Raw genomic sequence first — 26,632 nt, 5'->3', positions numbered from 1 at the left:
TAATAGTACTAATTTATTGGAATACATGAAAGTTCTTGAAAATTTTCATGGGTTTCTAGCTAAGGAAGTAGGAAAAGTATGTATCCAGATGATAGTTTGACATTGCACACGGACTTGTACCAGATTAACATGATGCAGGTTTACTTTGACCAGGGGATTCACAATAAAAAGGCGGTTTTTGAGGTGTATTTCCGCCAGCAGCCTTTTAAGAACGGCTATGCGGTTTTTGCTGGTTTGGAAAGAATTGTGAACTATCTTGAAGATTTGCGTTTTTCAGATAGTGATATTGCCTATTTGGAGTCGCTGGGCTATCATGGGGCATTCTTGGACTACCTCCGCAATTTCAAGTTGGAGTTGACCGTTCGTTCTGCCCAAGAAGGAGACCTGGTTTTTGCTAATGAACCGATTGTGCAGGTGGAAGGCCCTCTAGCCCAATGTCAGTTGGTCGAAACAGCCCTTTTGAACATCGTCAACTACCAGACCTTGGTGGCGACTAAGGCAGCTCGTATTCGCTCGGTTATTGAAGATGAACCCTTGATGGAGTTTGGGACACGTCGGGCTCAAGAAATGGATGCGGCTATCTGGGGAACACGCGCAGCGGTGATTGGTGGTGCTAATGGAACCAGCAATGTGCGTGCTGGTAAACTCTTTGATATTCCTGTCTTGGGGACTCACGCCCATTCCTTGGTGCAGGTTTATGGTAATGATTATGAGGCTTTCAAGGCTTATGCTGCGACCCACAAAAATTGCGTCTTTCTTGTGGATACCTATGATACCCTTCGCATCGGAGTTCCAGCTGCCATTCAGGTGGCGCGTGAGCTAGGAGACCAGATTAACTTTATGGGTGTGCGGATTGACTCTGGGGATATTGCCTACATTTCCAAAAAAGTCCGTCAGCAACTGGACGAGGCTGGCTTTACAGAAGCTAAGATTTATGCTTCTAATGATCTAGATGAAAATACTATCCTCAACCTCAAGATGCAAAAGGCCAAGATTGATGTCTGGGGTGTGGGTACCAAGCTGATTACAGCCTATGATCAGCCAGCTCTTGGGGCAGTTTACAAGATTGTTGCGATAGAAGATGAAAATGGTCAGATGCGCAATACCATCAAGCTGTCAAATAATGCTGAAAAAGTGTCTACGCCAGGTAAGAAGCAGGTGTGGCGCATTACCAGTCGTGAAAAAGGTAAGTCAGAGGGTGACTACATTACTTATGACGGTGTGGATGTCGCTAGTATGACAGAAATCAAGATGTTCCATCCGACTTATACTTACATCAAGAAGACCGTTCGTAATTTTGATGCCGTTCCTCTCTTAGTGGATATCTTCAAAGACGGAAAATTGATTTACAACCTGCCTAGCTTGACTGAGATTCAGGATTATGCTCGTAAGGAATTTGACAAGCTTTGGGATGAGTACAAGCGCGTGCTCAATCCGCAGCATTATCCAGTGGATTTGGCGCGTGATGTATGGCAAGACAAGATGGACTTGATTGACAAAATGCGCAAGGAAGCCCTTGGTGAAGGAGAAGAAGAATGAGTTTGCAAGAAACGATTATCCAAGAATTGGGCGTAAAACCAGTGATTGATACCCAGGAAGAAATCCGTTGTTCTATTGATTTCTTAAAAAGATACCTGAAAAAACATCCCTTTCTTAAAACTTTTGTGCTAGGGATTTCTGGAGGGCAGGACTCGACTTTGGCAGGTCGTTTGGCTCAACTAGCTATGGAAGAACTGCGAGCAGAAACGGGAGACGACAGCTACAAATTTATCGCTGTCCGCCTGCCTTATGGAGTACAAGCCGATGAAGCAGACGCTCAAAAAGCCCTAGACTTCATCCAGCCAGATGTCAGTTTAGTCGTCAATATTAAGGAATCAGCTGACGCTATGACAGCTGCTGTTGAAGCGACAGGTAGTCCTGTTTCAGATTTTAACAAGGGCAATATCAAGGCTCGTAGTCGTATGATTGCCCAATATGCCCTTGCGGGTGCCCATAGTGGAGCGGTCATTGGGACAGACCACGCCGCGGAAAATATCACAGGTTTCTTTACCAAGTTTGGTGACGGTGGTGCAGATATTCTCCCTCTTTATCGCCTCAATAAACGTCAAGGAAAACAACTCTTGAAGGAACTTGGTGCAGACCCAGCCCTTTATGAAAAAATCCCAACAGCAGACCTAGAAGAAGATAAACCAGGTCTAGCTGACGAAGTAGCCCTCGGAGTCACTTATGAAGAGATTGACGACTACCTAGAAGGCAAAACAATCAGCCCAGAAGCCCAAGCAAGAATCGAAAACTGGTGGCACAAAGGCCAACATAAACGCCACCTACCCATCACCGTATTTGATGACTTTTGGGAGTGAAAACCTCCAGTGGAGGTTTTCAGCCTCTCACCTAGAAATGAGAAAGTGAGAGAAGGTTCGGGGAACCTTTTTAGCTTCTTGCCCTGAAATTAAAAAGCAAGAAAAACCTCCAGTGGAGGTTTTCAGCCTCTCACCTTGAAATAAAAAAGTGAGAGTAGGTCTGGGGGATCTTGAACCCCGAGTTTAGAAATAAGAAAATGAGGCAGATTCGGTAACTCGAAGAGTTCGATTTCATCGTCTTACCCCTGCAACGATGACTAGGTTTGAAAAAGCTTGCTAGAGCGCATTTCAAACCAGGCAGCGACTGCGTCAAGAAATTAGAAGACAAACTCGTTTTCTAGCTGTTACTGAGTTGAGCCTTTTTACTACGAGCATAGAAATAAGGAAGTGAGGTAGCATCATGAAAGCTATCGGTACGCAAATATTACAGACAGAACGTTTGATTTTAAGAAGATTTGTGGAGAGTGATTCAGAAGCTATGTTTCAAAATTGGGCTTCATCCGCTGAGAATCTGACCTATGTTACCTGGGATCCCCATCCTGATGTCGAGGTGACTCGAAATTCGATTCGTAACTGGGTTGCTTCCTATACTAATCCCAACTATTACAAATGGGCTATTTGTCTCAAAGAAAACCCAGAGCAAGTGATAGGAGATATCAGCATCGTTGCAATAGATGAGAACAATTCTTCTTGTGAAATTGGCTATATTTTAGGAAAAAACTATTGGGGTCGTGGTCTTATGACAGAGGCCTTAAAAGCTGTCTTGGACTTTTGTTTTACTCAAGTAGGATTTCAAAAAGTCAAAGCTCGATATGCCAGTCTCAACCCAGCTTCAGGTCGTGTCATGGAGAAGGCTGGAATGTCCTATCTACAAACGATTGTTAATGGTGTAGAGAGAAAAGGCTATCTTGCGGATCTTATTTATTATCAGATAAGTAGGGAAGAATGTTGAATTCTATTTTCTGTTTCCATCGAAGTCAACTATTTATTGTAAATACAATAATTGGCATCCCAAGTTTATTTACAACTTTAAAATAGCACATTGATTAGCACAAGACAAATGTTCTAGTTCCTTCTTTAATCTTGTTTAGTATTAGTTAAAAAATCGCTTTAATCTTGTAACTAAGAGGGAGCTAATCGACTAGATTCTCCAGCCGAACAGGTGGTAATATGTTTTTTTATAGTGTAATCCTAGCTGTTGTTAAATTTAAAATAGAATCCTCTATCGAGTTAGGGAATTAAATTCAACCAATTTTATTTATGTTTCTCTATCGAAATATCTAACATTAAAATAGTCTCATTCTGATGAGCAAACTATTCGATTGTTACTGCATAGTTGTATAAGGAATGATGAAAGATGAGTGAAAATTATCAAGTTGGAATATTTGTATCTAAATATATTAGCATGTATTTGGATAAGATGTCTGCAATCCTCTATATATGAGATTGATTACGATATAGTTAAAGTGTTAGTTCAATAATCAATATATCATTCTAAGTTTATTTGATATATGGAACATATTATTTAACATTTGCCAGAAAAGATGCTACTACTAGAAGTAGTAACTTTTAGAAGGAGGATGTAATGGCAAAATCTAATACCAATAAGCGCTATGCATTACGTAAACTCGGAAAGATTTTTGGTTCTGTGATGGTCGGGCTAACTTTATTTTTAGGAGGAGTCCTGAATACAAGTTTTGTTCATGCTGATGGAACAGGAGTGACATTTATTAAAGACGATACCCGCCGTAAAGGAGAGGAACCGGAGACTGATGTTGATGAAGTAGGAAATATTATTGTTAAGGTTCCGGCTAAGGATAGCGTTGAAACAAAAGTAATTCCAATCGAAACAGAATATGAAGCGGATCCAACTCTTGATAAAGGGGAAAAGAAAGATGATCCAACTCGGCCAGGTGAGGCAGGAACTGAAACCATCACAACCACTTACAAAATTGAAGGCGGTAAGGCAGTTGAAGATAAGAAGACTAGTGAAGTAACAACGCCGATGGTTAAGAAAGTAGTTAAGGTCGGGACAAAACCGACTGAAACAACTGAGCCTACAACTTCCACGGAAGTGAGGTATGAAAAGGATCCAGAACATACAAGAGGAAGCCAACCTACGACTATTCCAAGCGAAGATGGACTGAAAACAGTTACGACTAGTTATAAAGTTGATTCTAAGACAGGCGATATTAAGGTAGCAGATGTTTCGGAGACGGTTACTAAAGCAGCTACACCTATTATTGTTAAGGTTCCGGCTAAAGATAGCGTTGAAACAAAAGTAATTCCAATCGAAACAGAGTATGAAGCGGATCCAACTCTTGATAAAGGGGAAAAGAAAGATGATCCAACTCGGCCAGGTGAGGCAGGAACTGAAACCATCACAACCACTTACAAAATTGAAGGCGGTAAGGCAGTTGAAGATAAGAAGACCAGTGAAGTAACAACTGCGATGGTTAAGAAAGTAGTTAAGGTCGGGACAAAACCGACTGAAACAACTGAGCCTACAACTTCCACGGAAGTGAGGTATGAAAAGGATTCAGAACATATAAGAGGAAGTCAACCTACGACTATTCCAAGCGAAGATGGACTGAAAACAGTTACGACTAGTTATAAAGTTGATTCTAAGACAGGCGATATTAAGGTAGCAACTGTTTCAGAGATGGTTACTAAAGCAGCTACACCTATTATTGTTAAAGTTCCAGCTAAAGATAGCGTTGAAACAAAAGTAATTCCAATCGAAACAGAGTATGAAGCAGATCCAACTCTTGTTAAAGGGGAAAAGAAAGATGATCCAACTCGTCCAGGTAAGGCAGGAACTGAAACCATTACGACTACTTATAAAATCGAAGGTGGTAAGGCAGTAGAAGATAAGAAGACTAGTGAAGTAACAACTGAGATGGTTAAGAAAGTAGTTAAAGTTGGGACAAAACCGACTGAAACAACTGAGTCTACAACTTCCACGGAAGTGAGGTATGAAAAGGATTCAGAACATATAAGAGGAAGTCAACCTACGACTATTCCAAGCGAAGATGGACTGAAAACAGTTACGACTAGTTATAAAGTTGATTCTAAGACAGGCGATATTACGGTAGCAACTGTTTCAGAGATGGTTACTAAAGCAGCTACACCTATTATTGTTAAAGTTCCGGCTAAGGATAGCGTTGAAACAAAGGCTATTCCAATCGAAACAGAGTATGAAGCAGATCCAACTCTTGTTAAAGGGGAAAAGAAAGATGATCCAACTCGTCCAGGTAAGGCAGGAACTGAAACCATTACGACTACTTATAAAATCGAAGGTGGTAAGGCAGTAGAAGATAAGAAGACTAGTGAAGTAACAACTGAGATGGTTAAGAAAGTAGTTAAAGTTGGGACAAAACCGACTGAAACAACTGAGTCTACAACTTCCACGGAAGTGAGGTATGAAAAGGATTCAGAACATATAAGAGGAAGTCAACCTACGACTATTCCAAGCGAAGATGGACTGAAAACAGTTACGACTAGTTATAAAGTTGATTCTAAGACAGGCGATATTACGGTAGCAACTGTTTCAGAGACGGTTACTAAAGCAGCTACACCTATTATTGTTAAAGTTCCAGCTAAGGATAGCGTTGAAACAAAAGTAATCCCAATTGAAACAGAATATCTCGATGACCCAACTCTTGATAAAGGTCAAGAAATAGAAGAAGCAGGAGAAATTGGTGAAATTACGCTTACTACAATCTATACTGTAGATGAACGTGATGGAACAATTGAAGAAACTACTTCTCGTCAAATTACTAAAGAGATGGTAAAAAGACGTATAAGGAGAGGGACGAGAGAACCTGAAAAAGTTGTTGTTCCTAAGAAATCATCTATTCCTTCGTATCCTGTATCTGTTACATCTAACCAAGGAACGGATGCAGCAGTAGAACCAGCTAAACCAGTTGCTCCAACAACAGGCTGGAAACAAGAAAATGGTATGTGGTATTTTTATAATACTGATGGTTCCATGGCAACAGGTTGGGTACAAGTGAATGGTTCATGGTACTATCTAAACTCTAACGGTTCCATGGCAACAGGTTGGGAGCAAGTTGATGGTTCATGGTACTATCTAAACGATAATGGTTCTATGGAGACAGGTTGGCTACAAAATAATGGTTCATGGTACTACCTCAACAGCAACGGTTCTATGAAAGCCAACCAATGGTTCCAAGTTGGTAGTAAATGGTATTATGTAAATTCATCGGGTGAGCTAGCGGTCAATACAAGTATAGATGGCTATAGAGTCAATGATAATGGTGAATGGGTGCGTTAATAGATTCCTCCCTGCAACACAATTGATAATAGTATATCTGAATATATAATTATGTATAAAAAGCTATAGATAAGCTTATCTTATAGCGACTATAAAAAGTGAACAAACCTAGTCTTCTATACATTAGAATTCAGGTTTGTTCACTTTTTGTTTAATACTCAATGAAAATCAAAGAGCAAACTAGCCGCAGGTTGCTCAACGCACTGCTTTGAGGTTGTAGATAGAACTGACGAAGTCAGCTCAAAACACTGTTTTGAGGTTGTGGATGAAGTTGACGCGGTTTGAAGAGATTTTCGAAGAGTATAAGTCTTTGATTTTGAGACTAAGGAGAGTCAGGGTCAAAGTAGTGAATGATTCTGAAACAACTCATAATAGTCTCTTGAGAGGACAGATAAGAGTAACAAATATGGTGCTACTCATATGTCTTGCATTTTGATTTACAAACAGCGAAGAAAATATAGGAAGCTGAAATAAAATATAGATGAATCAATTTGGAGAGTCAACGCAATCTATTGTAGGTATAATATCTTAGTGATTTATTGGTATTAGAAGATTTAGAGAGATTCTTTCTCAATAGATAAACATGGCGTCACCAAAACTAAAGAAGCGGTAGTGTTCTTGAATGGCATGGTGATAAGCGTCTAAGACCAATTCGCGACCTGCAAAGGCAGAAACCAACATGACCAGAGTTGATTTTGGCAGGTGGAAATTGGTTGAAAAGGCATCCACGACCTTCCATTCATAGCCAGGTTTGATAAAAATACTGGTCCAGCCAGAATCTGCTTGGATTTGTCCATCAAACTTGGAACCAATAGTCTCCAAGGTGCGGATAGAAGTGGTTCCAACAGCGATGACGCGACCTCCATTTTCTTTAACCGAGCGGAGGGTGGCAGCAGCTTCCTCAGAAAGTTGGTAAAATTCTGAGTGCATTTCGTGTTCGTCCAGATTATCCACAGAAACAGGTCTAAAGGTTCCGAGTCCGACATGAAGAGTCAGATAGACTAGATGAACACCCTTAGCTTGGATTTCTGCCAGCAATTCTTTAGTGAAGTGTAGTCCAGCAGTTGGTGCAGCAGCAGAGCCACTTTCCTTGGCGTAAACGGTTTGATAGCGTTCACGGTCATCCAGTTTTTCGTGGATATAAGGTGGCAGAGGCATTTCACCCAGACTTTCTAAGACTTCTAGGAAAATTCCTTGGTATTCAAAGCGGACAATGCGGCCTCCGTGAGTCAATTCTTCCGTAACGACAGCGCTGAGGCGACCATCACCAAAGCTGACACGAGTACCGACCTTGAGGCGTTTGGCAGGTTTAGCCAGAACTTCCCACTCATCTCCACTAGTATTTTTAAGCAGGAGAAGTTCCACATGACCTCCTGTTTCCTCTTTTTGACCATAGAGGCGGGCAGGGAGAACGCGGGTGTCGTTCATGACAAGGGCGTCACCAGGTTCCAGCATATCAATAATAGAGTGGAAGTGTTTATCCTGCATTTCTCCAGTCTCACGGTTGACAATGAGGAGTTTAGAAGCGTCCCGTTTTTCAAGGGGCGTTTGGGCAATCAATTCCTCGGGTAAGTGGAAATCAAAATCAGCTGTATTCATATATCTGTTCATTCTTTCTAAGTTCTAATCTTATCCATTATAACATGTTTCAAGTTTGGGCGCTCTTTTTTTGAAAATTAAATCGTTTTCACTTGACAAAAATTGGTCTATACCATATAATAAATATAGATTGAAACGGAGGATAAAAAGATGAAAGTTATTAAAGTTGAAAACCAAATCGAAGGTGGAAAAGTTGCTTTTGAGATTTTGAAGGAAAAATTGGCCAATGGAGCTCAAACACTAGGACTTGCGACAGGAAGTAGCCCACTTGAATTTTACAAGAAAATTGTTGAGAGTGACCTTGATTTTTCAAACCTAACCAGTGTCAACCTTGATGAGTATGTAGGTCTTGATGGGGACAATCCACAGTCTTACCGTTACTTCATGCAAGAAAACTTGTTCAACCAAAAACCATTTAAAGAAAGTTTCTTACCTCGTGGAGTTAAGGACAATGCTGAAGCTGAAGTTGAACGCTACAACCAAATTTTGGCTGACCATCCAGTTGACCTCCAAATCTTGGGAATCGGTCGCAATGGACATATCGGATTTAATGAACCTGGTACTCCATTTGACAGTAAAACGCATCTAGTCGAACTGGATCAGTCTACTATCGAAGCCAATGCTCGCTTCTTTGACAAGATTGAAGATGTTCCAACCCAAGCCATTTCAATGGGAATTAAAAACATCTTGGATGCCAAGTCAATTATTCTCTTTGCTTACGGCGAATCAAAAGCAGAAGCCATTGCCGGCACCGTGTCTGGTCCAGTGACCGAGAACCTACCAGCAAGTAGCCTCCAAAATCACCCTGATGTGACGATTATTGCGGATGCTGAGGCGCTTAGCTTACTTGAAAAATAAAAAGCAATATTCTATTGAACGCTTTCAACTCTTGTATAAATGGAAGAAAAAATCAAAATTAAACCGCATTTTTTCTTGACAATTATTCCCTTTACGTGTAAAATAGAATAGATCTTGAACTTGAAGGGAGTGAAAAAAATGTCTAAAACAGTAGTACGTAAGAATGAATCTCTTGACGACGCACTTCGTCGTTTCAAACGTGCGGTTACTAAAGCTGGTACTCTTCAAGAAACACGCAAACGTGAATTCTATGAAAAACCTTCTGTAAAACGTAAACGTAAATCAGAAGCAGCTCGTAAACGTAAAAAATTCTAATTAGAAATGAAAGGCTGGAGAAATCTAGTCTTTTTTCTTTCAATACTCTTCGAAAATCTCTTCAAACCTCGTCAACGTCGCCTTGCCGTAGATATGGTTACTGACTTCGTCAGTTTCATCTACAACCTCAAAGCAGTGCTTTGAGCTGACTTCGTCAGTTTCATCTACAACCTCAAAACAGTGTTTTGAGCAACCTGCGGTTAATTTCCTAGTTTGCTCTTTGATTTTCATTGAGTATAAATAAATACTCCAAAGCCTGCAAAAATCTGAAACTTCCTCCCACAATTTGATATAATAGTAAAAAGAACTCGATTGAAGGAGGAAATGATGTCGGTTTTAGTAAAAGAAGTGATTGAAAAGCTTAGACTAGACATTGTCTATGGCGAACCAGAATTGCTTGAAAAGGAAATCAATACAGCGGATATTACGCGACCTGGTCTTGAAATGACAGGCTATTTTGACTACTATACGCCAGAGCGGATTCAACTTTTGGGGATGAAGGAGTGGTCTTATCTGATCAGTATGCCTTCCAACAGCCGCTATGAAGTTTTGAAAAAAATGTTTCTACCTGAGACACCTGCGGTCATTGTTGCCCGTGGTTTGGTGGTTCCAGAGGAGATGTTAAAGGCTGCTAGAGAATGTAAGATTGCTATTTTAACCAGCCGTACGGCTACTAGTCGTTTGTCTGGAGAGTTATCTAGCTATCTGGATTCTCGTTTGGCAGAACGGACTAGTGTGCACGGTGTCTTGATGGATATCTATGGGATGGGTGTATTGATTCAGGGAGATAGTGGAATCGGTAAGAGTGAGACAGGTCTGGAGCTTGTCAAACGTGGTCACCGTTTGGTAGCCGATGACCGTGTTGATATCTTTGCCAAGGATGAGATTACTCTCTGGGGTGAACCAGCTGAAATTTTGAAACACTTGATTGAAATTCGTGGGGTTGGGATTATTGATGTTATGAGTCTCTACGGTGCCAGTGCTGTCAAGGATTCTTCACAGGTTCAGCTTGCTGTCTATTTGGAAAATTACGATACGCATAAAACTTTTGATCGTCTTGGAAACAATGCAGAGGAACTTGAAATTTCTGGCGTAGCCATTCCTCGTATCCGTATCCCAGTTAAAACAGGTCGTAATATTTCTGTCGTGATTGAGGCAGCTGCCATGAATTATCGTGCCAAGGAAATGGGCTTTGATGCGACCCGTTTGTTCGAAGAACGGCTGACCAATCTCATCGCTCGAAATGAGGTGACTAATGCTTGATCCAATTGCTATTCAACTAGGCCCTCTAGCCATTCGTTGGTATGCCTTATGTATTGTGACAGGCTTGATTCTTGCGGTTTATTTGACCATGAAAGAAGCGCCTAGAAAGAAGATCATACCAGACGATATTTTAGATTTTATCTTGATAGCCTTTCCTTTGGCTATTTTAGGAGCTCGTCTCTACTATGTCATTTTCCGTTTTGATTACTATAGTCAGAATTTGGGAGAGATTTTTGCCATTTGGAATGGTGGTTTGGCCATTTACGGTGGTTTGATAACTGGGGCTATTGTGCTCTATATCTTTGCTGATCGTAAACTCATTAACACTTGGGATTTTCTAGATATTGCGGCGCCTAGCGTCATGATAGCCCAAAGTTTGGGTCGCTGGGGCAATTTCTTTAACCAAGAAGCTTATGGTGCAGCGGTGGATAATCTGGGGTATCTACCTGCCTTTATCCGTGACCAGATGTATATTGAGGGGAGCTACCGTCAACCGACTTTCCTTTATGAGTCTCTATGGAATCTGCTTGGCTTTGCCTTGATTTTGATATTCAGAAGAAAATGGAAGAGTCTCAGACGAGGTCATATCACTGCTTTCTACTTGATTTGGTATGGTTTCGGTCGTATGGTCATCGAAGGCATGAGAACAGATAGCCTCATGTTCTTTGGTCTTCGAGTGTCTCAATGGCTATCAGTTGTCCTTATCGGTCTCGGTATTTTTATCATTCTTTATCAAAATCGAAAGAAGGCCCCTTACTATGTTACAGAGGAGGAAAACTAAATGTTAGAAGTCGCATATATTCTTGTAGCCCTAGCTTTGATTGTCTTTTTAGTCTATCTAATCATTACTGTACAAAAGCTTGGACGTGTGATTGATGAAACAGAAAAGACGATTAAAACCTTGACTTCAGATGTGGATGTGACCTTGCATCATACCAATGAATTGCTGTCTAAGGTTAATGTCTTGGCAGATGATATCAATGTCAAGGTGGCAACGATTGATCCACTCTTTAGTGCTGTTGCAGATTTATCTCTATCCGTTTCAGACCTCAATGACCATGCGCGTGTCTTGAGTAAGAAAGCTTCATCAGCTGGTTCAAAAACACTCAAGACTGGGGCAAGTTTGTCAGCTCTTCGTCTTGCAAGTAAATTTTTCAAAAAATAAAAAAGGAGAATCCTTATGGGTAAATTATCCTCAATCCTTTTAGGAACCGTTTCAGGTGCAGCTCTTGCCTTGTTTTTAACAAGTGACAAGGGCAAACAAGTTTGCAGTCAGGCTCAAGATTTTCTGGATGATTTGAGAGGAGATCCTGAGTATGCCAAGGAGCAGGTCTGTGAAAAACTGACAGAAGTCAAGGAGCAGGCTACAGATTTCGTTCTGAAAACCAAAGAACAGGTCGAGTCAGGTGAAATCACTGTGGACAGTGTACTTGCTCAAGCAAAATCATGTGCTCGTCAAGCGACAGAAGTATCAAAAGATCGATTCAATAATCTCAAAGAGCAATGGCAAGAAAAGGCCGGAACTCTTGATGACTCAGAAGAGATTGTGATTGATATTAGAGACGAAAAAATCTAGATTTGACAGAGAGGGAAACCTCTCTTTTTGTTCGGAATGATATAATATGTTGATATTTTATAAATAAAAATTTTTAACTTTATTTGATAGAATAAATCGTTTTATATTTGTGTAAATATAGTAAAACTGGTATAATTGAGCTGTGATGGCTGTGATGGCTGTGATGGCTGTGATGGCTGTGATGGCTGTGATGGCTGTGATGGCTGTGATGGCTGTGATGGCTGTGATGGCTGTGATGGCTGTGATGGCTGTGATGTTATTTGCCTATAGCAATCATCATAGTGATTTTTGTAGCTTAACTCTTTTTAAGGAGTTGAAGTTAGAAAGATTGCTTTTTTATTATATTTTCCTTAGGAGAAGAAATGGAACACAAATCGAATTCATATAAAGTAAATCGACAGCAACGTGAAAAGGTACTGCGCTTTTCGATTCGTAAATATAGCTTTGGTGCAGCTTCAGTAGCTGTTGCGGCATTGATGTTTTTGTCTGGGCATCAGGCTGTTCGAGTTGAGGCTGCTCAAGTTTCAGATACTACTGAAGCACCGGTTATCCCAGATAAAGAAGAGGCTCATACTGCTACAATAGTAGATTTGCCTAAAACAGAAGATTCTCTAACTACAGGTAAAGAAGAAAAATCACTAACCACTGCTGAGAATCCGGCTGAGACTTTATCTGAGAAACTACCTGAAACTTCAACTGAGAATGCATCTGAAAACGAGACTACTGCCCTTGATAAAGAGGTAGTTGAAAAACAAACATTAGATAAGACTAAATTACAAGCTAATATTACAAAAGTTCAAGAACTCTTGGATAAGGTCGACAAGGAAAAAGCTCCAGCTTCGACCCTTGCCGCAATCCAGGCAGATTTAGAAGCAGCTAATAGTGTGCTTAATAACAATAGTCTTGAATTGACACAAGCTGAAATTGATGCAATCGCTAAAAAACTTAATGAGAAGATTTTTGTCTTATCTTCGATGCCTAAGATAAATGCGCCTAAGAAGGTTTTAAAAGAAGGTGAAAATACGATTGCCAATACTGGGTCTCGTGATTCACGTAATGGCGAAACCATGGAAGAAGGATCTGATCTTCGCTCAGCACCTATTGATAAAAATACCAAACGTGGTGAATTAGGAATCGTTGTAGCCAACTCTGGATTTATTACAGGATATGCAACACCATCTTCAAAAATTGAGATTAAGAGAAATGGTACAACTGTGCTGACTTCTAAATTAGATGACACAGGAGCCTTCAAATTAAATGCTCCAGGTATTGAAGTTGGAGATGTGGTTGAATTAGTGGTTAATGGCCAAACTGTTACTACTACTACAGTAAAACAAACAGACACAGTAGCTTTTAATGATAGTTTAGCAGGAATTGCTCAAGTTGATGGATACACAGCGGCAGAAGCAGATGTTGAAGTAACAGTCGGAGGAAAAACTTATACTACCAGATCGCAAACAAATGGTTACTTTACAGTGAATGTTGATACGAACTTAATGGTAAACGATGCGGTTGTTACAACTGTTATCAAAAAGAATGGTCAAGAAGTTGGTCGTGGAACAAGTACAGTACGTAACACGAAAGTAACAGACTTCGGGGTTGGTTGGATTAAAAACCCTATGATTAACTATTCACATCGTGACGTGTTCTCTCCAGATACAAAACAATATGCCTTCGTAAGTAAGGGAACTGCTGATCAAGCCTATGACAATATTCGTGTTTACCGTGAAATGCGTATTGAAAATAATGGGGATAAATATTATTACTGGATATTAGATTCAGGGCCAAGACCAAATGGATTGGCTGGTGTTTCTAAAAAAATTTCACTTGCGATTCCACGTACGGTTGGAGATCCTTATGAATTTACGTATACAAAATACCAAGATGGAAAACAGACCTTCCATAAGGATTATGTTAGTGCATCAGCATGGGAGTATGAACACTCTGCTTTTCGTGCTTATGTAAAAGATGGCGTCCGACGTTCAGGGGCGGCTTATACTGAAAATGTAGACGGATGGCTTAAATATATAAACCCAGAGGCTGGTACTAGACTGAATAATTGGAGGTTTAATATTTATCGTAAAAATAGCGGAGATGGTACAGAACCTAACAACGATGCCTTTTCTCGTGTTAGTGATATATTGGGGATTCGTAAAGATGGTCTTGAATACAATCTTGTTCGAGGTGTTATAGAAGACAGAATGAACGTAGTTGCAGGGCAACGTTCAATTATTACTTTCAAGACGAAAATTCTTGAAGGAAAAGAGCTAAATGATAGTATTATGTCGGATTGGGGAGATAAAAACACTAATAACCCTATGCTTGACGAAATAAAAAAACGTCTAGCCAATGACCCATTCCTTGCTTATGGAGGATATACAGAGGGTGGATATAGACGCTATAGAACTGGTGAAAATGCAATTATCGGTGTATTACCGTTGAAACCAGACGAAGCAGCTAAATATAATCTTAAACCAGTATCTAAAGAGCAAACAACTAATAAAGGTGTCGTTCCAGATGCAATTAATAGTATTGCTAATACAAAAGACTTACCTGCTGGTACAACATACCGTTGGTTTAAAGATCCAGATGTATCAAGACCTACAGCACCAAATGTACCTGTGTATGGTAAAGTGGAAGTCATTATTCCAGAACGTGGAACATTTATTGTAGATGCACCTGTGCATGTTTTAGAAGATAAGGAAAAAACACCAGAAGCTCCATCAGCAACAGCAAAAGAAGATGGATCTGTAACAGCTAAACCGCAAGATTCAACAAAAGTAGATAAAATTAAAGTTAGCTACACAGGAGAAGATGGTTCTAATAAGACGGCTGAAGGAAATAAAGGTGGAAATGGAACGTGGACTGTTGTGAACAATCCAGACGTTCAAATTGATGCAAGTACTGGTGAAATCACAATCCCAGCTGATAAAGTCAAAGACAATACAGAAGTAACAGCAGTAACAACAAATGGAAACAGTGATGAATCAGCTCCAGCCAAAGCAACTGCAAAAGCACCAAAACCTGAAAAACCAATCTTAACTGCACCAAATAACGGTAATGTAACAGCAAAACCACAAGATCCAGCCAAAGCAGATAAAATTACGGTTACTTATAAAGACGAAGATGGAACAAATGTAACGGTAGTAGGTAATAAAGGAAATGATGGTACATGGACTGTTGTGAACAATCCAGGTGTAACTATTGATTCTAATACAGGTGAAATTACAATTCCAGCTGATAAGGTAAGAGATAATACCGTAGTAACAGCTATCACAAAAAATGGAAATAGTGTTGACTCAGACCCAGCAACAGAAACAGCAAGAGCACCAAAACCAGAAAAACCAATAGTAGTAGCAAATGAGGATGGGTCTGTAACAGCAAAACCACAAGATCCAACCAAAGCAGATAAAATTACGGTTACTTACACAGGAGAAGATGATTCACCAAAAACAGTAGTAGGAACAAAAAATCCATTTAATCAATGGATTTCAGATGATCCAGAAATCAACATCAATGAAGACACAGGTGAAATTACAATCCCTGCTGAAAAAGTAAAAAATGAAACAGTTGTAACAGCTATCACCAAAAATGGAACGAGTGATGATTCAGAACCAGCAAAAGCAACTGCAATAAAACCGGATAATGAACCACCTATTTTAACACTATCTGCTAACAACCTAAAAGTAGTAGAAGGCGAAACTATAACATTTAGAGTAAAAGCAAAAGATGATAAAAATGTTACTTTTGAAGCGACTGAATTTTTAGCTAAATATTTTAAGAGGTACAATGTTGGAACAACAGGAGTAGTGTCGTCTAGATATGTGAAAAATACAGAAAAAGAAAAAGAAATAGAGATTACAATTAATACTATAGCTGAAGATGTTGGTAAACAAAATACAATTATATTTAACGCAACAGATGATGCAGGAAATAAAGCTACACCAGTGATTTTCTCATTTGATGTAACACCACGTGATAGAACAGCACCAACGATTTCAGCTAATGGAGCTACAGTTACAAATCGTGAGGAAATTATACCAATTCCAGTAACAGCTAAAGATAACGATGGTGGAGTTGGAATGCGTGAAGATACTCCAATCGAAGTAAAAGACTTACCAGATGGATTGAAATTTGAAAATAATCAAATCGTAGGAACTCCAACTGGAGCCTCAGGAGTAACAAAAGTAACGATTACAGCTTATGATAAGAATGATAATAAGGCTGAAAAAACAATTGAAATTGTAGTTAAAGGACAAAATGACAAGTATAACCCAGTAGGAATCAATCGAACAGTTCCTAAAAACTCAACACCTAACGCAGAAGATAGTATTGGAAACAAACAAGATTTGCCACAAGGAACAAAATATCATTGGTTAACGCCACCAGATACGAGCCAAGGTGGACAAACTGTCTCGGCAGTTGTTGTGGTAGAGTATCCAGATAAAACAACAGATAACGTTAGTGTAAATATTAGTGTACCTACGAATTTGACAGCAGAAGTTACGAAACCAAATGAAGTTTTGGAGAAACGTGCAGTTGACTCTAAAAAAGTTGTCACACCAAATAAAGAGGGTTCAACGATTGCAACGCCAGATGAAGTGAATGGATTAACAGTTAATGGAGAAGGTAAATTAACAGGAACGCCAAAAGTAGAAAATTGGGGCAAAGACGAAGAAAAACGTGCTATCACAATTCCAGTTAAAGTTACGAATGGAAACGAAGAAATCACAGTAAGCGTACCAGTTACAATTTTACGTGATACGGATGGAGATGGAGAACCAGACACTACAGATCCAGATGATGACGGTGACAAAATTACGGATGAGGAAGAAAAGGCAAAGGGAACAGATCCAAAGATTTTTGATAAACCAGACAAGCCAACCTCATATGGTCTAACAGGAGCAGTAAAACCATCTACTGTTACTGAGAATAAACAAGTGACTGAACCAGGAGTTGTTACACCAAATAAGACAGGATCAACGATTGAAACACCAGCTTCTGTAAATGGATTAACCGTTGATAATAATGGAAGTTTAACAGGAACTCCAAAAGTAGACTCTTGGGGTGAAGGTGAAGAAGAACGTGATATTACTATCCCAGTAAAAGTTAAGAAGGATTCGGAAGAAGCTAATGTAAGTGTACCGGTTAAAATCCAACGCGATACAGACGGAGATGGCAATCCAGATGTGACAGATACAGATGATGATAACGATGGAATTTCAGATGACGATGAAAAGAGAAATGGAACAGATCCAAAAGTAGCAAATGGTCTGACAGGAATCGTTACAGCTCCAGCTAAAGTGAAAGAAAAAACTCCAGTACCGACACCTTTACCAAAAGTCGTAACACCGAATAAAAAAGATGCAACAATTGAGCCATCAAATCCAGAAAATGGTTTAACCGTTAATGGAGAAGGTAACTTAGAAGGAACACCAACAGTCAATAAATGGAATGACGGTGAAGAAGAACGCAATATCACAATTCCTGTTAAAATTACGAGAGAAAAAGACGGTAAAAAAGAAGAAGCTACGGTATATGTTCCAGTGACAATCCAACGTGATACAGACGGAGATGGAACTCCGGATGTTGACGATTTAGATGATGATAACGATGGAATTTCAGATGAGGATGAAAAGAATAATGGAACAGATCCAAAAGTAGCAAATGATCTAACAGCAGCAGTTACAAAACCGAATGTAGTGCTGGAGAAAAAAGAAGTTACTCCAAAAGAAGTTGTCACTCCAAATAAAAAAGATGCAACAATTACTACAACTACGCCAGAAGTGAACGGTCTGACAGTTAATGGAGAAGGTAAATTAACAGGAACTCCAACAGTGGACAATTGGGGCGATGATGAAGAAAAAACTATCAACATTCCGGTTAAAGTTACAAAAGATGTTGAAAAAGTAACGGCAAATGGTAAAGAAACTGTTACGGAAACTGTTAATGTTGATGTTCCAGTCACAATCCAACGTGATACAGATGGAGATGGAACACCAGACGTTTTAGATACAGATGATGATAATGATGGAATTCCAGATGATGTAGAAAAGAGTAATCATACAAATCCAAAAGTTCCTGATAATCTAACAGCAATAGTTGCTTCACCAACTAAAGTTAAAGAGAAAAAACCAGTAACTCCAACAAAAGTTGTCACACCGAATATGCCAAATTCAGCAATTACGACAGAAAATCCAATGAATGGCTTGAAAGTCAATAATGAAGGTAACTTAGAAGGAACACCGTCAGTAGATAATTGGAAAAAAGACGAAGAAGAACGTCATATCTTAATTCCGGTTAAAGTAAAAAATGGTGATAAAGAAATCATAGTAAAAGTTCCAGTAACAATCCAACGTGATACAGATAATGATGGAATCCCAGATTCAGAAGACACAGATGATGATAACGATGGAATCCCAGACACTGTAGAGGATACAAACGGAACAGATCCAAAAGCTGCAAATGATTTAGAAGTAGCAGTTACAAATCCAGACAAAGTGAAGGAGAAACAACCAGTTACTCCAATAAAAGTTGTAACTCCAAATAAAGAAGGTTCAACGATTGTAACAAACGCCCCAAATGGAACAGTGAACGGACTAAAAGTCAATGATAAAGGCGAACTGGAAGGAATCCCAACAGTAAATGATTGGGATAAAGAGGAAGAAGAACGCCCTATCGACATTCCGGTTAAAGTTACTAAAGTTGTAGAAAAATTCACAGAAAATGGTAAAGAAGAAGTAACGGAAGAAAAAGACGTAACAGTTCGAGTAACAATCCAACGTGACACAGATGGAGACGGAGATCCAGATGTTACAGATACAGATGATGATAACGATGGAATTCCAGATGAAGTTGAAAAAGCAAATGGAACAGATCCGAAAAATGCAAACAACCTAACTGCAAAAGTTTCAGATCCAACTAAAGTTACAGAGAAGAAACCAGTTCCTTCAACATTAGCGAAAGTTGTCACACCGAATAAAGACGGTTCAACAATTACAACAGAAAACCCAGTAAATGGATTAAGTGTTGATAAAGATGGTAAATTAACAGGAACACCGAGCGTAACTAATTGGGGTAGTGATGAAGAACGTAAAATCACCATTCCAGTTAAAGTTAAGAATGGTGATGAGGAAATTCGAGTAGAAGTTCCAGTTATTATTCAACGTGATACAGATGGAGATGGAGATCCAGATGTGACAGATAAAGATGATGATAATGATGGAATTTCAGATGAGGAAGAAAAGAAAAACGGAACAGATCCAAAAGTTGCTACAACACAAACTCCTGTGGAAATAACTATTACACGTGAGAAAAATGGAGACGCAATTGTTACACCGAAAAAACCAGACGGAAAACCGTACCCTAAAGATACGAAGGTAGAAATTCCAGGTGAAAATGGAACAACAATAGTAGTAACGATAGGTGACAAAGGTTTTGGAACAGTACCAAATGATCAACTTCCAAAAGGTGAAGTACCAGGACAAGGTGTCGTAACAGAACCAAACAAACAACCATCAAAACCAGTAGATGTAACAACGCCAGTTCGTAAGACACCAACGGTAGAGTTGACTCAAAACCCAAGCACAGGAGATGTTACAGTAACACCGAAGAAAATAGATGGCTCAAACTATCCTACAGGAACTACTGTAACAATCCCAGGCAAAGATGGAAAAACGATTGATGTAGTAATCGGTGAAAATGGTTCAGGTACAGTTGCAAATGGTGATTTACCAGAAAGAGATGTACCAGGAACAGCTATCATTACAGAACCAAATCAAAAACCATCACAACCAGTGAATATTACAACACCAGCTAAAAAGGTTCCAACACTACAATTAGATCAAGATCCAAAAACTGGAGATGTCACAGTAACACCGAAAAAACCAGATGGAACAACATATCCATCAGGAACTAAGGTAGAAATTCCAGGGAAAGATGGAAATCCAATCACTGTAACAATTGGAAAAGATGGTACAGGAAAAGTTCCTAATAATGATTTACCGGATGAAGATACTCCAGGAACAGGTAAGATTAAAGAAGATGGTAAACCAGAGGTAGAGATTAAGGTAGAAACACCGAAAAAAATTGACCCTAGTGCGCCAGAAACAGCACAAGTAGGGACAATTGAAATCACAAGAAAACCAAACGGAGATGCTGTAGTTACACCTAAGACCACAGATGGAAAAAATTATCCTAAAGATACTAAAGTGAAAATTCCAGGAGAAAATGGAACAAGCATCGTAGTAACGATAGGAGAAAATGGTTCAGGAGAAGTACCGAATGACCAACTTCCAAAATATGAAGTACCAGGAAAAGGAACAGTAACAGAACCGAATAAGAAACCGTCACAACCAGTGGCTGTAACAACACCAGCTCGTAAGACACCAACAGTGGAAATGGAACAAAATCCAAACACAGGAGATGTAACGGTAACACCGAAGAAACCAGATGGAACAACATATCCACCAGGAACGAGGGTAGAAATTCCAGGAAAAGATGGAAAAACTATTGAAGTAACACTTGACAAAGATGGCAAAGGTACAGTTCCGAATAATGATTTACCTGATGAGGATACTCCAGGAACAGGTAAGATTAAAGAAGATGGTAAACCTGAGATAGATGTTAAGGTAGAAACACCGAAAAAAATCAATCCAAATCATCCAGCTACAGAACAACCAACTGAAATTGACATCACAAGAAAACCAAATGGAGATGCGATTGTTACACCTAAGAAACCAGATGGAACACCATATCAAGCAGGAACGACTGTGAAAATTCCAGGAGAAAATGGAACACCTATTGTTGTGACAATCGGAAAAGATGGTTTTGGATTAGTTCCGAATGACAAACTTCCAAAAGATGAAGTGCCAGGAAAAGGAATAGTAACAGAGCCAGGAGCTAGACCGTCACAACCAGTGGATGTGATAACGCCTGCTCGTAAGCCGTCAACTATACGTTTGGATCAAGATCCAAAAACTGGAGATGTAACAGTGATTCCTATGAAGCCAGGTGGAGGAACATATCCACCAGGAACTAAGGTCGAAATACCAGGTAAAAATGGTAATCCAATTGTAGTAGAAATCGGACAAGGTGGAACAGGAACAGTTCCAAATAACGACTTACCAGATGGAAATGTACCTGGAACAGGTAAGATTACAGAACCAGGAAAACCAACTACGGAAGCTCAGGTGCTAACGCCAGGTAAAATCAATCCAATCGCTCCTCAAACAGACCAATCAGGTAAGATTGAAATTACAAGAAATCCAAATGGAGATGCAGTAGTTACACCTAAGAAACCAGATGGCTCAACATATCCATCAGGAACTAAGGTTGTGATTCCAGGAGAAAATGGAACATCTATTATTGTAACGATTGGAGATAACGGCTCAGGAACAGTTCCAAATGATAAACTTCCAAAAGAAGCTGTCACAGGAAAAGGAATTGTAACAGAGCCGAATAAGAAACCGTCACAACCAGTAGCTGTAACGACACCTGCTCGTAAGACTCCAACAGTAGAGCTGACACAAGATCCAGCTACAGGAAATGTCACCGTCACACCGAAAAAACCAGATGGAACAACATATCCACCAGGAACTACGGTAGAAATTCCAGGGAAAGATGGCAAGCCAATCGTTGTACCAATCGGAAATGATGGAACAGGAACAGTTCCAAATAATGATTTACCTGATGAAGATACTCCAGGAACAGGTAGGATTAAGGAACCAGGTAAGACAACAGTTGAAGTTAAGGTAGAAACACCGAAAAAAATTGATCCTACTGCGCCAGAAACGGCAGAATTAGGTACAATTGAAATCACAATAAAACCAAATGGAGATGCAGTCGTCACACCGAAGAAGAAAACAGATAAAACAACGTATCCGGAAGGTAGTAGGGTGAAAATTCCAGGAGAAAATGGAACATCTATAGTAGTGACAATTGGAAAAGATGGCTCAGGAACAGTTCCAAATGACCAACTTCCAAAAGAAGCTAAACCAGGAAAAGGAACCGTAACAGAACCAGGTAAGAAACCATCTAATCCGGTGGATGTAACAACCCCAGCTCGTAAGACACCAACAGTAGAGTTGAATCAAGATCCAAATACAGGGGATGTGACGGTAACACCTAAGAAACCAGATGGAACACTATATCCAGAAAATACTAAGGTAGAAATACCAGGTAAGAATGGTAAACCTATCGTCGTAATAATTGGAAAAGACGGAAAAGGAACTATACCTAATAAAGATTTACCAGATGGAATAGAACCAGGAAAAGGAACGATTACTGAACCAGGAAAAGATCCTGTAGAAGTAATTGTAACAACCCCAGCCCGTAAGATACCAACACTAGATGTTTATCAAGATCCAAATACAGGTGACGTTACAGTAACGCCTAAGAAACCAGACGGTTCAACATATCCACCAGGAACGAAGGTAGAAATTCCAGGTAAGAATGGCACACCAATTGTCGTAATAATTGGACAAGACGGAAAAGCTACAATACCAAACAGTGAATTACCAGACGGTAAAGTTCCAGGTACAGGTAAGATTACTGAACCAGGTCAACCAGCTGTAGAAGTTCCAGTAGAAACTCCAGCTAAGGTAACACCAGCAACACCAACAGATACAAATCCAGTTGCACCAGTGACACCTGATACGCCAGTCAAACCTGACACTAATGGAGGTTCTGGTCAAGATACACCTGCGCCTATGCCTGCACCAACAACTCCAATTCCAGATGCAGTTACACCGAATGCAGATCATGAAGATACTACAGATGCTAGTGATAACGGAGCTAAATCAAATGATTCTCAAAATGTATTGCCAAATACAGGAACAGAATCAAATGCGACTCTTGCATCTCTAGGACTTCTTGGTATTCTAAGTGGTCTCGGACTTGCTCTTAGAAAGAAAAAAGAAGACTAAAAATTTAGTCAAATGAACATTCATTCTTTTGTATTGTAAAGACAAACTAGATTGGTTCTGGGAATCGTGTTCGTCATAAAATACAAAGAATGTTTAGATAAAGAAAGCGAACAATGCTAGGATTTTGTTAAAGGGAATTCTAAGTATTGTTCGCTTTTGTGGTATAATAATTACTATGCAGAAAAAACCAACGTCAGCCTATGTGCACATTCCATTTTGTACCCAGATTTGTTATTATTGTGACTTTTCAAAAGTTTTTATCAAGAATCAGCCAGTCGACAGTTATTTAGAGCATCTGTTAGAAGAGTTTCGTTCTTATGATATTCAAAAGTTGAGAACCCTCTATATCGGTGGTGGAACACCGACAGCCCTGTCGGCTACGCAACTAGAGGTGTTATTGAAGGGCTTGACTAAAAACTTGGACCTGTCTGTCTTAGAAGAGTTGACCATTGAGGCAAATCCAGGGGACTTGGATGCGGATAAAATTGCTGTTTTGAAGAACTCGGCTGTCAATCGTGTTTCGCTAGGTGTGCAAACCTTTGACGACAAAATGCTGAAAAAGATTGGGCGCAGTCATTTGGAGAAGGATATTTATGAAAATATCGACCGCCTGAAATTGGCTGGTTTTGACAATATCTCTATCGACTTGATTTATGCGTTGCCTGGTCAGACCATGGAGCAGGTCAAGGAAAATGTGGCTAAAGCCATTGGGTTGGATATTCCCCATATGAGTCTGTATAGCTTGATTTTGGAAAATCACACGGTCTTTATGAATCGTATGCGACGAGGGAAATTACCTCTGCCTAAGGAGGAACTGGAAGCTGAGATGTTTGAGTACATCATCGCAGCGCTGGAGCGAGCTGGTTTTGAGCATTATGAGATTTCCAATTTCTCCAAACCCGGTTTTGAAAGTCGTCACAATCTCATGTACTGGGACAATGCTGAATACTATGGCATCGGTGCTGGAGCATCTGGTTATGTCAATGGAGTGCGCTATAAAAATCATGGTCCCATTCGTCATTATCTCAGTGCAGTTGAGGAAGGTAATGCTCGCATCACAGAAGAGCACCTGAGTCAAAAGGAGCAAATGGAAGAAGAAATGTTCTTGGGGCTCCGCAAGAAATCAGGGGTCTCTATGGCGCGATTTGAAGAAAAATTTGGACGGTCTTTCGATGGACTTTATGGAGAAATTGTCAGAGACTTGGTTCAACAAGGTCTCATGCAAATAGACGGTGATCGCGTGCGCATGACAAAAAGAGGTCTCTTTTTAGGAGACATCGTAGCAGAACGATTTATTTTGGAGTAGGATGATGGGCTTAACTTATCAAATGAAAATGAAAATTCCTTTTGATATGGCTGATATGAACGGTCATATCAAGCTTCCAGATGTGATTTTGCTGTCCCTGCAAGTTTCAGGGATGCAGTCGATTGAACTGGGAGTTAGTGATAAGGCCATTTTGGAAAACTATAATCTGGTCTGGATTATCACAGAATACGATATTGAGGTGGTTCGTTTGCCTCGTTTTGCGGAAGAAATTACCATCGAAACGGAAGCCCTGAGCTACAATCGACTCTTTTGCTACCGTCGCTTTACCATTTATGATGAAGCGGGGCAGGACCTTATCTACATGATGGCGACCTTTGTTCTCATGGATCGAGACAGTCGAAAAGTCCATGCTGTCGAACCTGAGATTGTGGCTCCTTACCAGTCTGATTTTGATAAAAAACTTATCCGCGGGCCAAAGTATGAGTCCTTGGAAGAGCCAATCAGTAAGGATTACCATGTTCGTTTTTACGATTTGGATATGAATGGTCATGTCAATAACAGTAAATACTTGGACTGGATTTTTGAGATCATGGGAGCGGACTTTTTGACCCACTATATTCCCCAAAAAATTAACCTCAAGTATGTCAAGGAAGTTCGACCAGGTGGGGTGATTACATCGGATGTTGAACGGACTGGACTGGAAAGCAAGCATGAGATTACAAGCGACGGTGCGACCAATGCCCAAGCTATCATCGCTTGGCAAGAAATAAAAAAGGATTAGGGAGAAATAGATGAAATATAAAGGCTATTTAATTGATTTAGACGGAACCATTTATAAGGGGAAAGACCGAATTCCAGCAGGAGAGGCTTTTGTCCATGAATTGCAAAAGCGGGACATTCCCTATCTCTTTGTGACCAACAATACAACCCGCACTCCAGAGAGTGTTCAGGAGATGTTGGCTCAGAATTTTAATATCGATACGCCCCTATCGACTGTCTACACAGCTACTTTGGCGACTATCGACTATATGAATGACTTGGGTCTTGAAAAGACGGTCTATGTCATCGGAGAAGCAGGGCTCAAGGAAGCCATCAAGGCGGCTGGTTATGTGGAAGACAAGGATAATCCTGCCTATGTGGTAGTAGGTCTGGACTGGCAAGTCGACTATGAAAAATTTGCGACAGCAACTCTGGCTATCCAAAAGGGTGCTCACTTTATCGGAACTAATCCAGACCTCAACATCCCGACAGAACGAGGGCTTTTGCCAGGTGCTGGTTCACTGATTACCCTTCTTGAAGTAGCAACACGAGTGAAGCCTGTTTATATCGGAAAACCAAATGCCATCATTATGGACAAGGCGGTTGAGCACTTAGGCTTGGAACGTGAAGAATTAATCATGGTTGGGGACAATTACCTGACTGATATTCGAGCAGGGATTGACAATGGCATTCCAACGCTCTTAGTGACAACAGGTTTTACTAAGGCAGAAGAAGTAGCAGACCTTCTAATCGCACCGACACATGTGGTTTCTAGTCTTGCGGAGTGGGATTTTGATGAAAACTAAACTGACCTTTTGGAGCTCTATGCTCTTTCTCCTCTCCCTCTCAATCCTTTTGACCATTTATTTGGCTTGGATTTTTTATCCGCTGGAAATTCAGTGGTTGAACTTAATGGATAGGGTCTATTTAAAACCAGAAACCATTCAATACAACTTTCATATCTTGATGGATTACCTGACCGATCCTTTTAGTCAGGTCTTGCAGATGCCAGATTTTCGTTCGTCAGCAGCTGGGCTGCACCATTTTGCGGTGGTCAAGGACCTCTTTCATCTAGTTCAACTAGTTGCTCTAGTGACATTACCAAGTTTCTATGTCTTTGTCAAAGGGATTGTGAAAAAGGGCTTTTTATCTTTATTTAGTAAGGGACTTCTGACTCTAGTAGTTTTGCCTTTGGTGATTGGTCTTGGGGGAGTTTTGATTGGTTTTGACCAATTTTTTACTCTTTTCCATCAAATTCTCTTTGTGGGAGATGATACCTGGCTTTTTGATCCAGCCAAGGATTCAGTTATTCTGATTTTGCCAGAGACCTTTTTCCTTCATGCTTTTCTTCTCTTTTTTGCCCTCTATGAAAGCTTCTTTGGCTATCTGTGTCTAAAAAGTCGTAAGAAGTGA

Annotated in this window: 18 protein-coding genes and 1 pseudogene; 17 read left to right on the top strand and 2 right to left on the bottom strand. The window is 40.0% G+C overall.

Annotated features, from left to right (window positions below):
- Positions 1-78 precede the first annotated feature (78 nt).
- From OVN23_RS01365 to OVN23_RS10380, 5 genes and pseudogenes are all read left to right on the top strand, one after another.
- Positions 79-1,539, top strand: a complete 1,461-nt coding sequence (locus tag OVN23_RS01365) for a nicotinate phosphoribosyltransferase (protein WP_267240250.1) — start codon at positions 79-81, stop codon at positions 1,537-1,539.
- A complete protein-coding gene (gene nadE, locus OVN23_RS01360) occupies positions 1,536-2,360 on the top strand; it encodes an ammonia-dependent NAD(+) synthetase (RefSeq protein ID WP_267240249.1) in 825 nt (274 codons plus the stop codon). Before OVN23_RS01365 ends, nadE begins: the two co-directional genes overlap by 4 nt.
- Positions 2,361-2,760: 400 nt before the next feature.
- Positions 2,761-3,312, top strand: a complete 552-nt coding sequence (locus OVN23_RS01355; RefSeq protein ID WP_000643818.1) for a GNAT family N-acetyltransferase — start codon at positions 2,761-2,763, stop codon at positions 3,310-3,312.
- Between the two features lie 633 nt (positions 3,313-3,945).
- A pseudogene (locus tag OVN23_RS10385) lies at positions 3,946-4,833 on the top strand (G5 domain-containing protein); the annotation flags it as partial.
- Positions 4,813-6,657: a G5 domain-containing protein gene (locus tag OVN23_RS10380; protein WP_413777631.1), complete on the top strand. Its 1,845-nt coding sequence runs from the start codon at positions 4,813-4,815 to the stop codon at positions 6,655-6,657. The pseudogene OVN23_RS10385 and the gene OVN23_RS10380, both read left to right, overlap by 21 nt.
- Positions 6,658-7,227: 570 nt before the next feature.
- Here OVN23_RS10380 and queA read toward each other — a convergent pair.
- Entirely contained in the window at positions 7,228-8,256 is a 1,029-nt protein-coding gene (queA, locus tag OVN23_RS01340) for a tRNA preQ1(34) S-adenosylmethionine ribosyltransferase-isomerase QueA (protein ID WP_267240259.1), read from the bottom strand.
- Positions 8,257-8,406: 150 nt separating this feature from the next.
- Between queA and OVN23_RS01335 the strand changes: the two genes are divergently transcribed.
- Both OVN23_RS01335 and rpsU read left to right on the top strand, forming a co-directional pair.
- Positions 8,407-9,114: a glucosamine-6-phosphate deaminase gene (locus OVN23_RS01335; protein ID WP_267240248.1), complete on the top strand. Its 708-nt coding sequence runs from the start codon at positions 8,407-8,409 to the stop codon at positions 9,112-9,114.
- Between the two features lie 138 nt (positions 9,115-9,252).
- Positions 9,253-9,429: a 30S ribosomal protein S21 gene (gene rpsU, locus OVN23_RS01330; protein WP_000048054.1), complete on the top strand. Its 177-nt coding sequence runs from the start codon at positions 9,253-9,255 to the stop codon at positions 9,427-9,429.
- A gap of 39 nt (positions 9,430-9,468) precedes the next feature.
- Here the strand turns inward: rpsU and OVN23_RS01325 are convergent, their stop codons facing one another.
- Positions 9,469-9,660, bottom strand: a complete 192-nt coding sequence (locus tag OVN23_RS01325; RefSeq protein ID WP_267240247.1) for a hypothetical protein — start codon at positions 9,658-9,660, stop codon at positions 9,469-9,471.
- A gap of 96 nt (positions 9,661-9,756) precedes the next feature.
- Here OVN23_RS01325 and hprK point away from each other — a divergent pair, with 96 nt between their 5' ends.
- From hprK to OVN23_RS01275, 10 genes are all read left to right on the top strand, one after another.
- Positions 9,757-10,692, top strand: coding sequence for an HPr(Ser) kinase/phosphatase (hprK, locus tag OVN23_RS01320; protein WP_267240246.1), 936 nt, complete (start codon positions 9,757-9,759; stop codon positions 10,690-10,692).
- Positions 10,685-11,473, top strand: a complete 789-nt coding sequence (lgt, locus tag OVN23_RS01315) for a prolipoprotein diacylglyceryl transferase (RefSeq protein WP_267240245.1) — start codon at positions 10,685-10,687, stop codon at positions 11,471-11,473. The genes hprK and lgt overlap by 8 nt, the downstream gene beginning before the upstream one ends.
- Complete coding sequence (locus OVN23_RS01310; protein ID WP_173233324.1) at positions 11,474-11,857, top strand: DUF948 domain-containing protein; 384 nt, start codon at positions 11,474-11,476, stop codon at positions 11,855-11,857.
- 15 nt (positions 11,858-11,872) lie between these two features.
- Positions 11,873-12,268: a YtxH domain-containing protein gene (locus OVN23_RS01305; RefSeq protein WP_267240244.1), complete on the top strand. Its 396-nt coding sequence runs from the start codon at positions 11,873-11,875 to the stop codon at positions 12,266-12,268.
- Positions 12,269-12,413: 145 nt separating this feature from the next.
- Positions 12,414-12,656 carry a hypothetical protein gene (locus OVN23_RS01300; RefSeq protein WP_267240243.1) on the top strand — a complete coding sequence of 81 codons (243 nt, stop codon included), beginning with the start codon at positions 12,414-12,416 and terminating at the stop codon, positions 12,654-12,656.
- On the top strand, positions 12,631-23,193 hold the full coding sequence (locus OVN23_RS01295; protein ID WP_267240242.1) for a YSIRK-type signal peptide-containing protein: 10,563 nt from the start codon (positions 12,631-12,633) through the stop codon (positions 23,191-23,193). Before OVN23_RS01300 ends, OVN23_RS01295 begins: the two co-directional genes overlap by 26 nt.
- Positions 23,194-23,368: 175 nt before the next feature.
- Positions 23,369-24,499 (top strand): radical SAM family heme chaperone HemW, encoded by a 1,131-nt coding sequence (gene hemW / locus OVN23_RS01290; RefSeq protein WP_112444131.1) that lies wholly within the window; start codon positions 23,369-23,371, stop codon positions 24,497-24,499.
- A gap of 4 nt (positions 24,500-24,503) precedes the next feature.
- Positions 24,504-25,241, top strand: a complete 738-nt coding sequence (locus OVN23_RS01285) for an acyl-ACP thioesterase domain-containing protein (RefSeq protein WP_112444284.1) — start codon at positions 24,504-24,506, stop codon at positions 25,239-25,241.
- 10 nt (positions 25,242-25,251) lie between these two features.
- The gene (locus OVN23_RS01280) at positions 25,252-26,025 is read left to right on the top strand and encodes a TIGR01457 family HAD-type hydrolase (RefSeq protein ID WP_112444128.1); all 774 of its coding nucleotides are present in this window, start codon (positions 25,252-25,254) and stop codon (positions 26,023-26,025) included.
- Positions 26,015-26,632, top strand: a complete 618-nt coding sequence (locus OVN23_RS01275) for a TIGR01906 family membrane protein (protein ID WP_112444126.1) — start codon at positions 26,015-26,017, stop codon at positions 26,630-26,632. The genes OVN23_RS01280 and OVN23_RS01275 overlap by 11 nt, the downstream gene beginning before the upstream one ends.

This window comes from Streptococcus sp. Marseille-Q6488 (assembly GCF_946902925.1).
Lineage (GTDB): Bacteria > Bacillota > Bacilli > Lactobacillales > Streptococcaceae > Streptococcus.
Note: the sequence above shows the minus strand (reverse complement) of the source record. Positions and strands in the feature narration are given on the sequence as shown.

Excerpts from the sequence above, each read along its gene's own strand:
- rpsU (WP_000048054.1), top strand. The coding sequence starts at position 9,253 with ATGTCTAAAACAGTAGTACGTAAGAATGAATCTCTTGACGACGCACTT.
- OVN23_RS01365 (WP_267240250.1), top strand. The coding sequence starts at position 79 with ATGTATCCAGATGATAGTTTGACATTGCACACGGACTTGTACCAGATT.
- OVN23_RS01355 (WP_000643818.1), top strand. The coding sequence starts at position 2,761 with ATGAAAGCTATCGGTACGCAAATATTACAGACAGAACGTTTGATTTTA.
- OVN23_RS01295 (WP_267240242.1), top strand. The coding sequence starts at position 12,631 with ATGGAACACAAATCGAATTCATATAAAGTAAATCGACAGCAACGTGAA.
- OVN23_RS01305 (WP_267240244.1), top strand. The coding sequence starts at position 11,873 with ATGGGTAAATTATCCTCAATCCTTTTAGGAACCGTTTCAGGTGCAGCT.
- hprK (WP_267240246.1), top strand. The coding sequence starts at position 9,757 with ATGTCGGTTTTAGTAAAAGAAGTGATTGAAAAGCTTAGACTAGACATT.
- lgt (WP_267240245.1), top strand. The coding sequence starts at position 10,685 with ATGCTTGATCCAATTGCTATTCAACTAGGCCCTCTAGCCATTCGTTGG.
- nadE (WP_267240249.1), top strand. The coding sequence starts at position 1,536 with ATGAGTTTGCAAGAAACGATTATCCAAGAATTGGGCGTAAAACCAGTG.
- OVN23_RS01310 (WP_173233324.1), top strand. The coding sequence starts at position 11,474 with ATGTTAGAAGTCGCATATATTCTTGTAGCCCTAGCTTTGATTGTCTTT.
- queA (WP_267240259.1), bottom strand. The coding sequence starts at position 8,256 with ATGAATACAGCTGATTTTGATTTCCACTTACCCGAGGAATTGATTGCC.
- OVN23_RS01275 (WP_112444126.1), top strand. The coding sequence starts at position 26,015 with ATGAAAACTAAACTGACCTTTTGGAGCTCTATGCTCTTTCTCCTCTCC.
- OVN23_RS10380 (WP_413777631.1), top strand. The coding sequence starts at position 4,813 with ATGGTTAAGAAAGTAGTTAAGGTCGGGACAAAACCGACTGAAACAACT.
- OVN23_RS01285 (WP_112444284.1), top strand. The coding sequence starts at position 24,504 with ATGGGCTTAACTTATCAAATGAAAATGAAAATTCCTTTTGATATGGCT.
- OVN23_RS01280 (WP_112444128.1), top strand. The coding sequence starts at position 25,252 with ATGAAATATAAAGGCTATTTAATTGATTTAGACGGAACCATTTATAAG.
- hemW (WP_112444131.1), top strand. The coding sequence starts at position 23,369 with ATGCAGAAAAAACCAACGTCAGCCTATGTGCACATTCCATTTTGTACC.
- OVN23_RS01335 (WP_267240248.1), top strand. The coding sequence starts at position 8,407 with ATGAAAGTTATTAAAGTTGAAAACCAAATCGAAGGTGGAAAAGTTGCT.
- OVN23_RS01325 (WP_267240247.1), bottom strand. The coding sequence starts at position 9,660 with ATGAAAATCAAAGAGCAAACTAGGAAATTAACCGCAGGTTGCTCAAAA.
- OVN23_RS01300 (WP_267240243.1), top strand. The coding sequence starts at position 12,414 with ATGGCTGTGATGGCTGTGATGGCTGTGATGGCTGTGATGGCTGTGATG.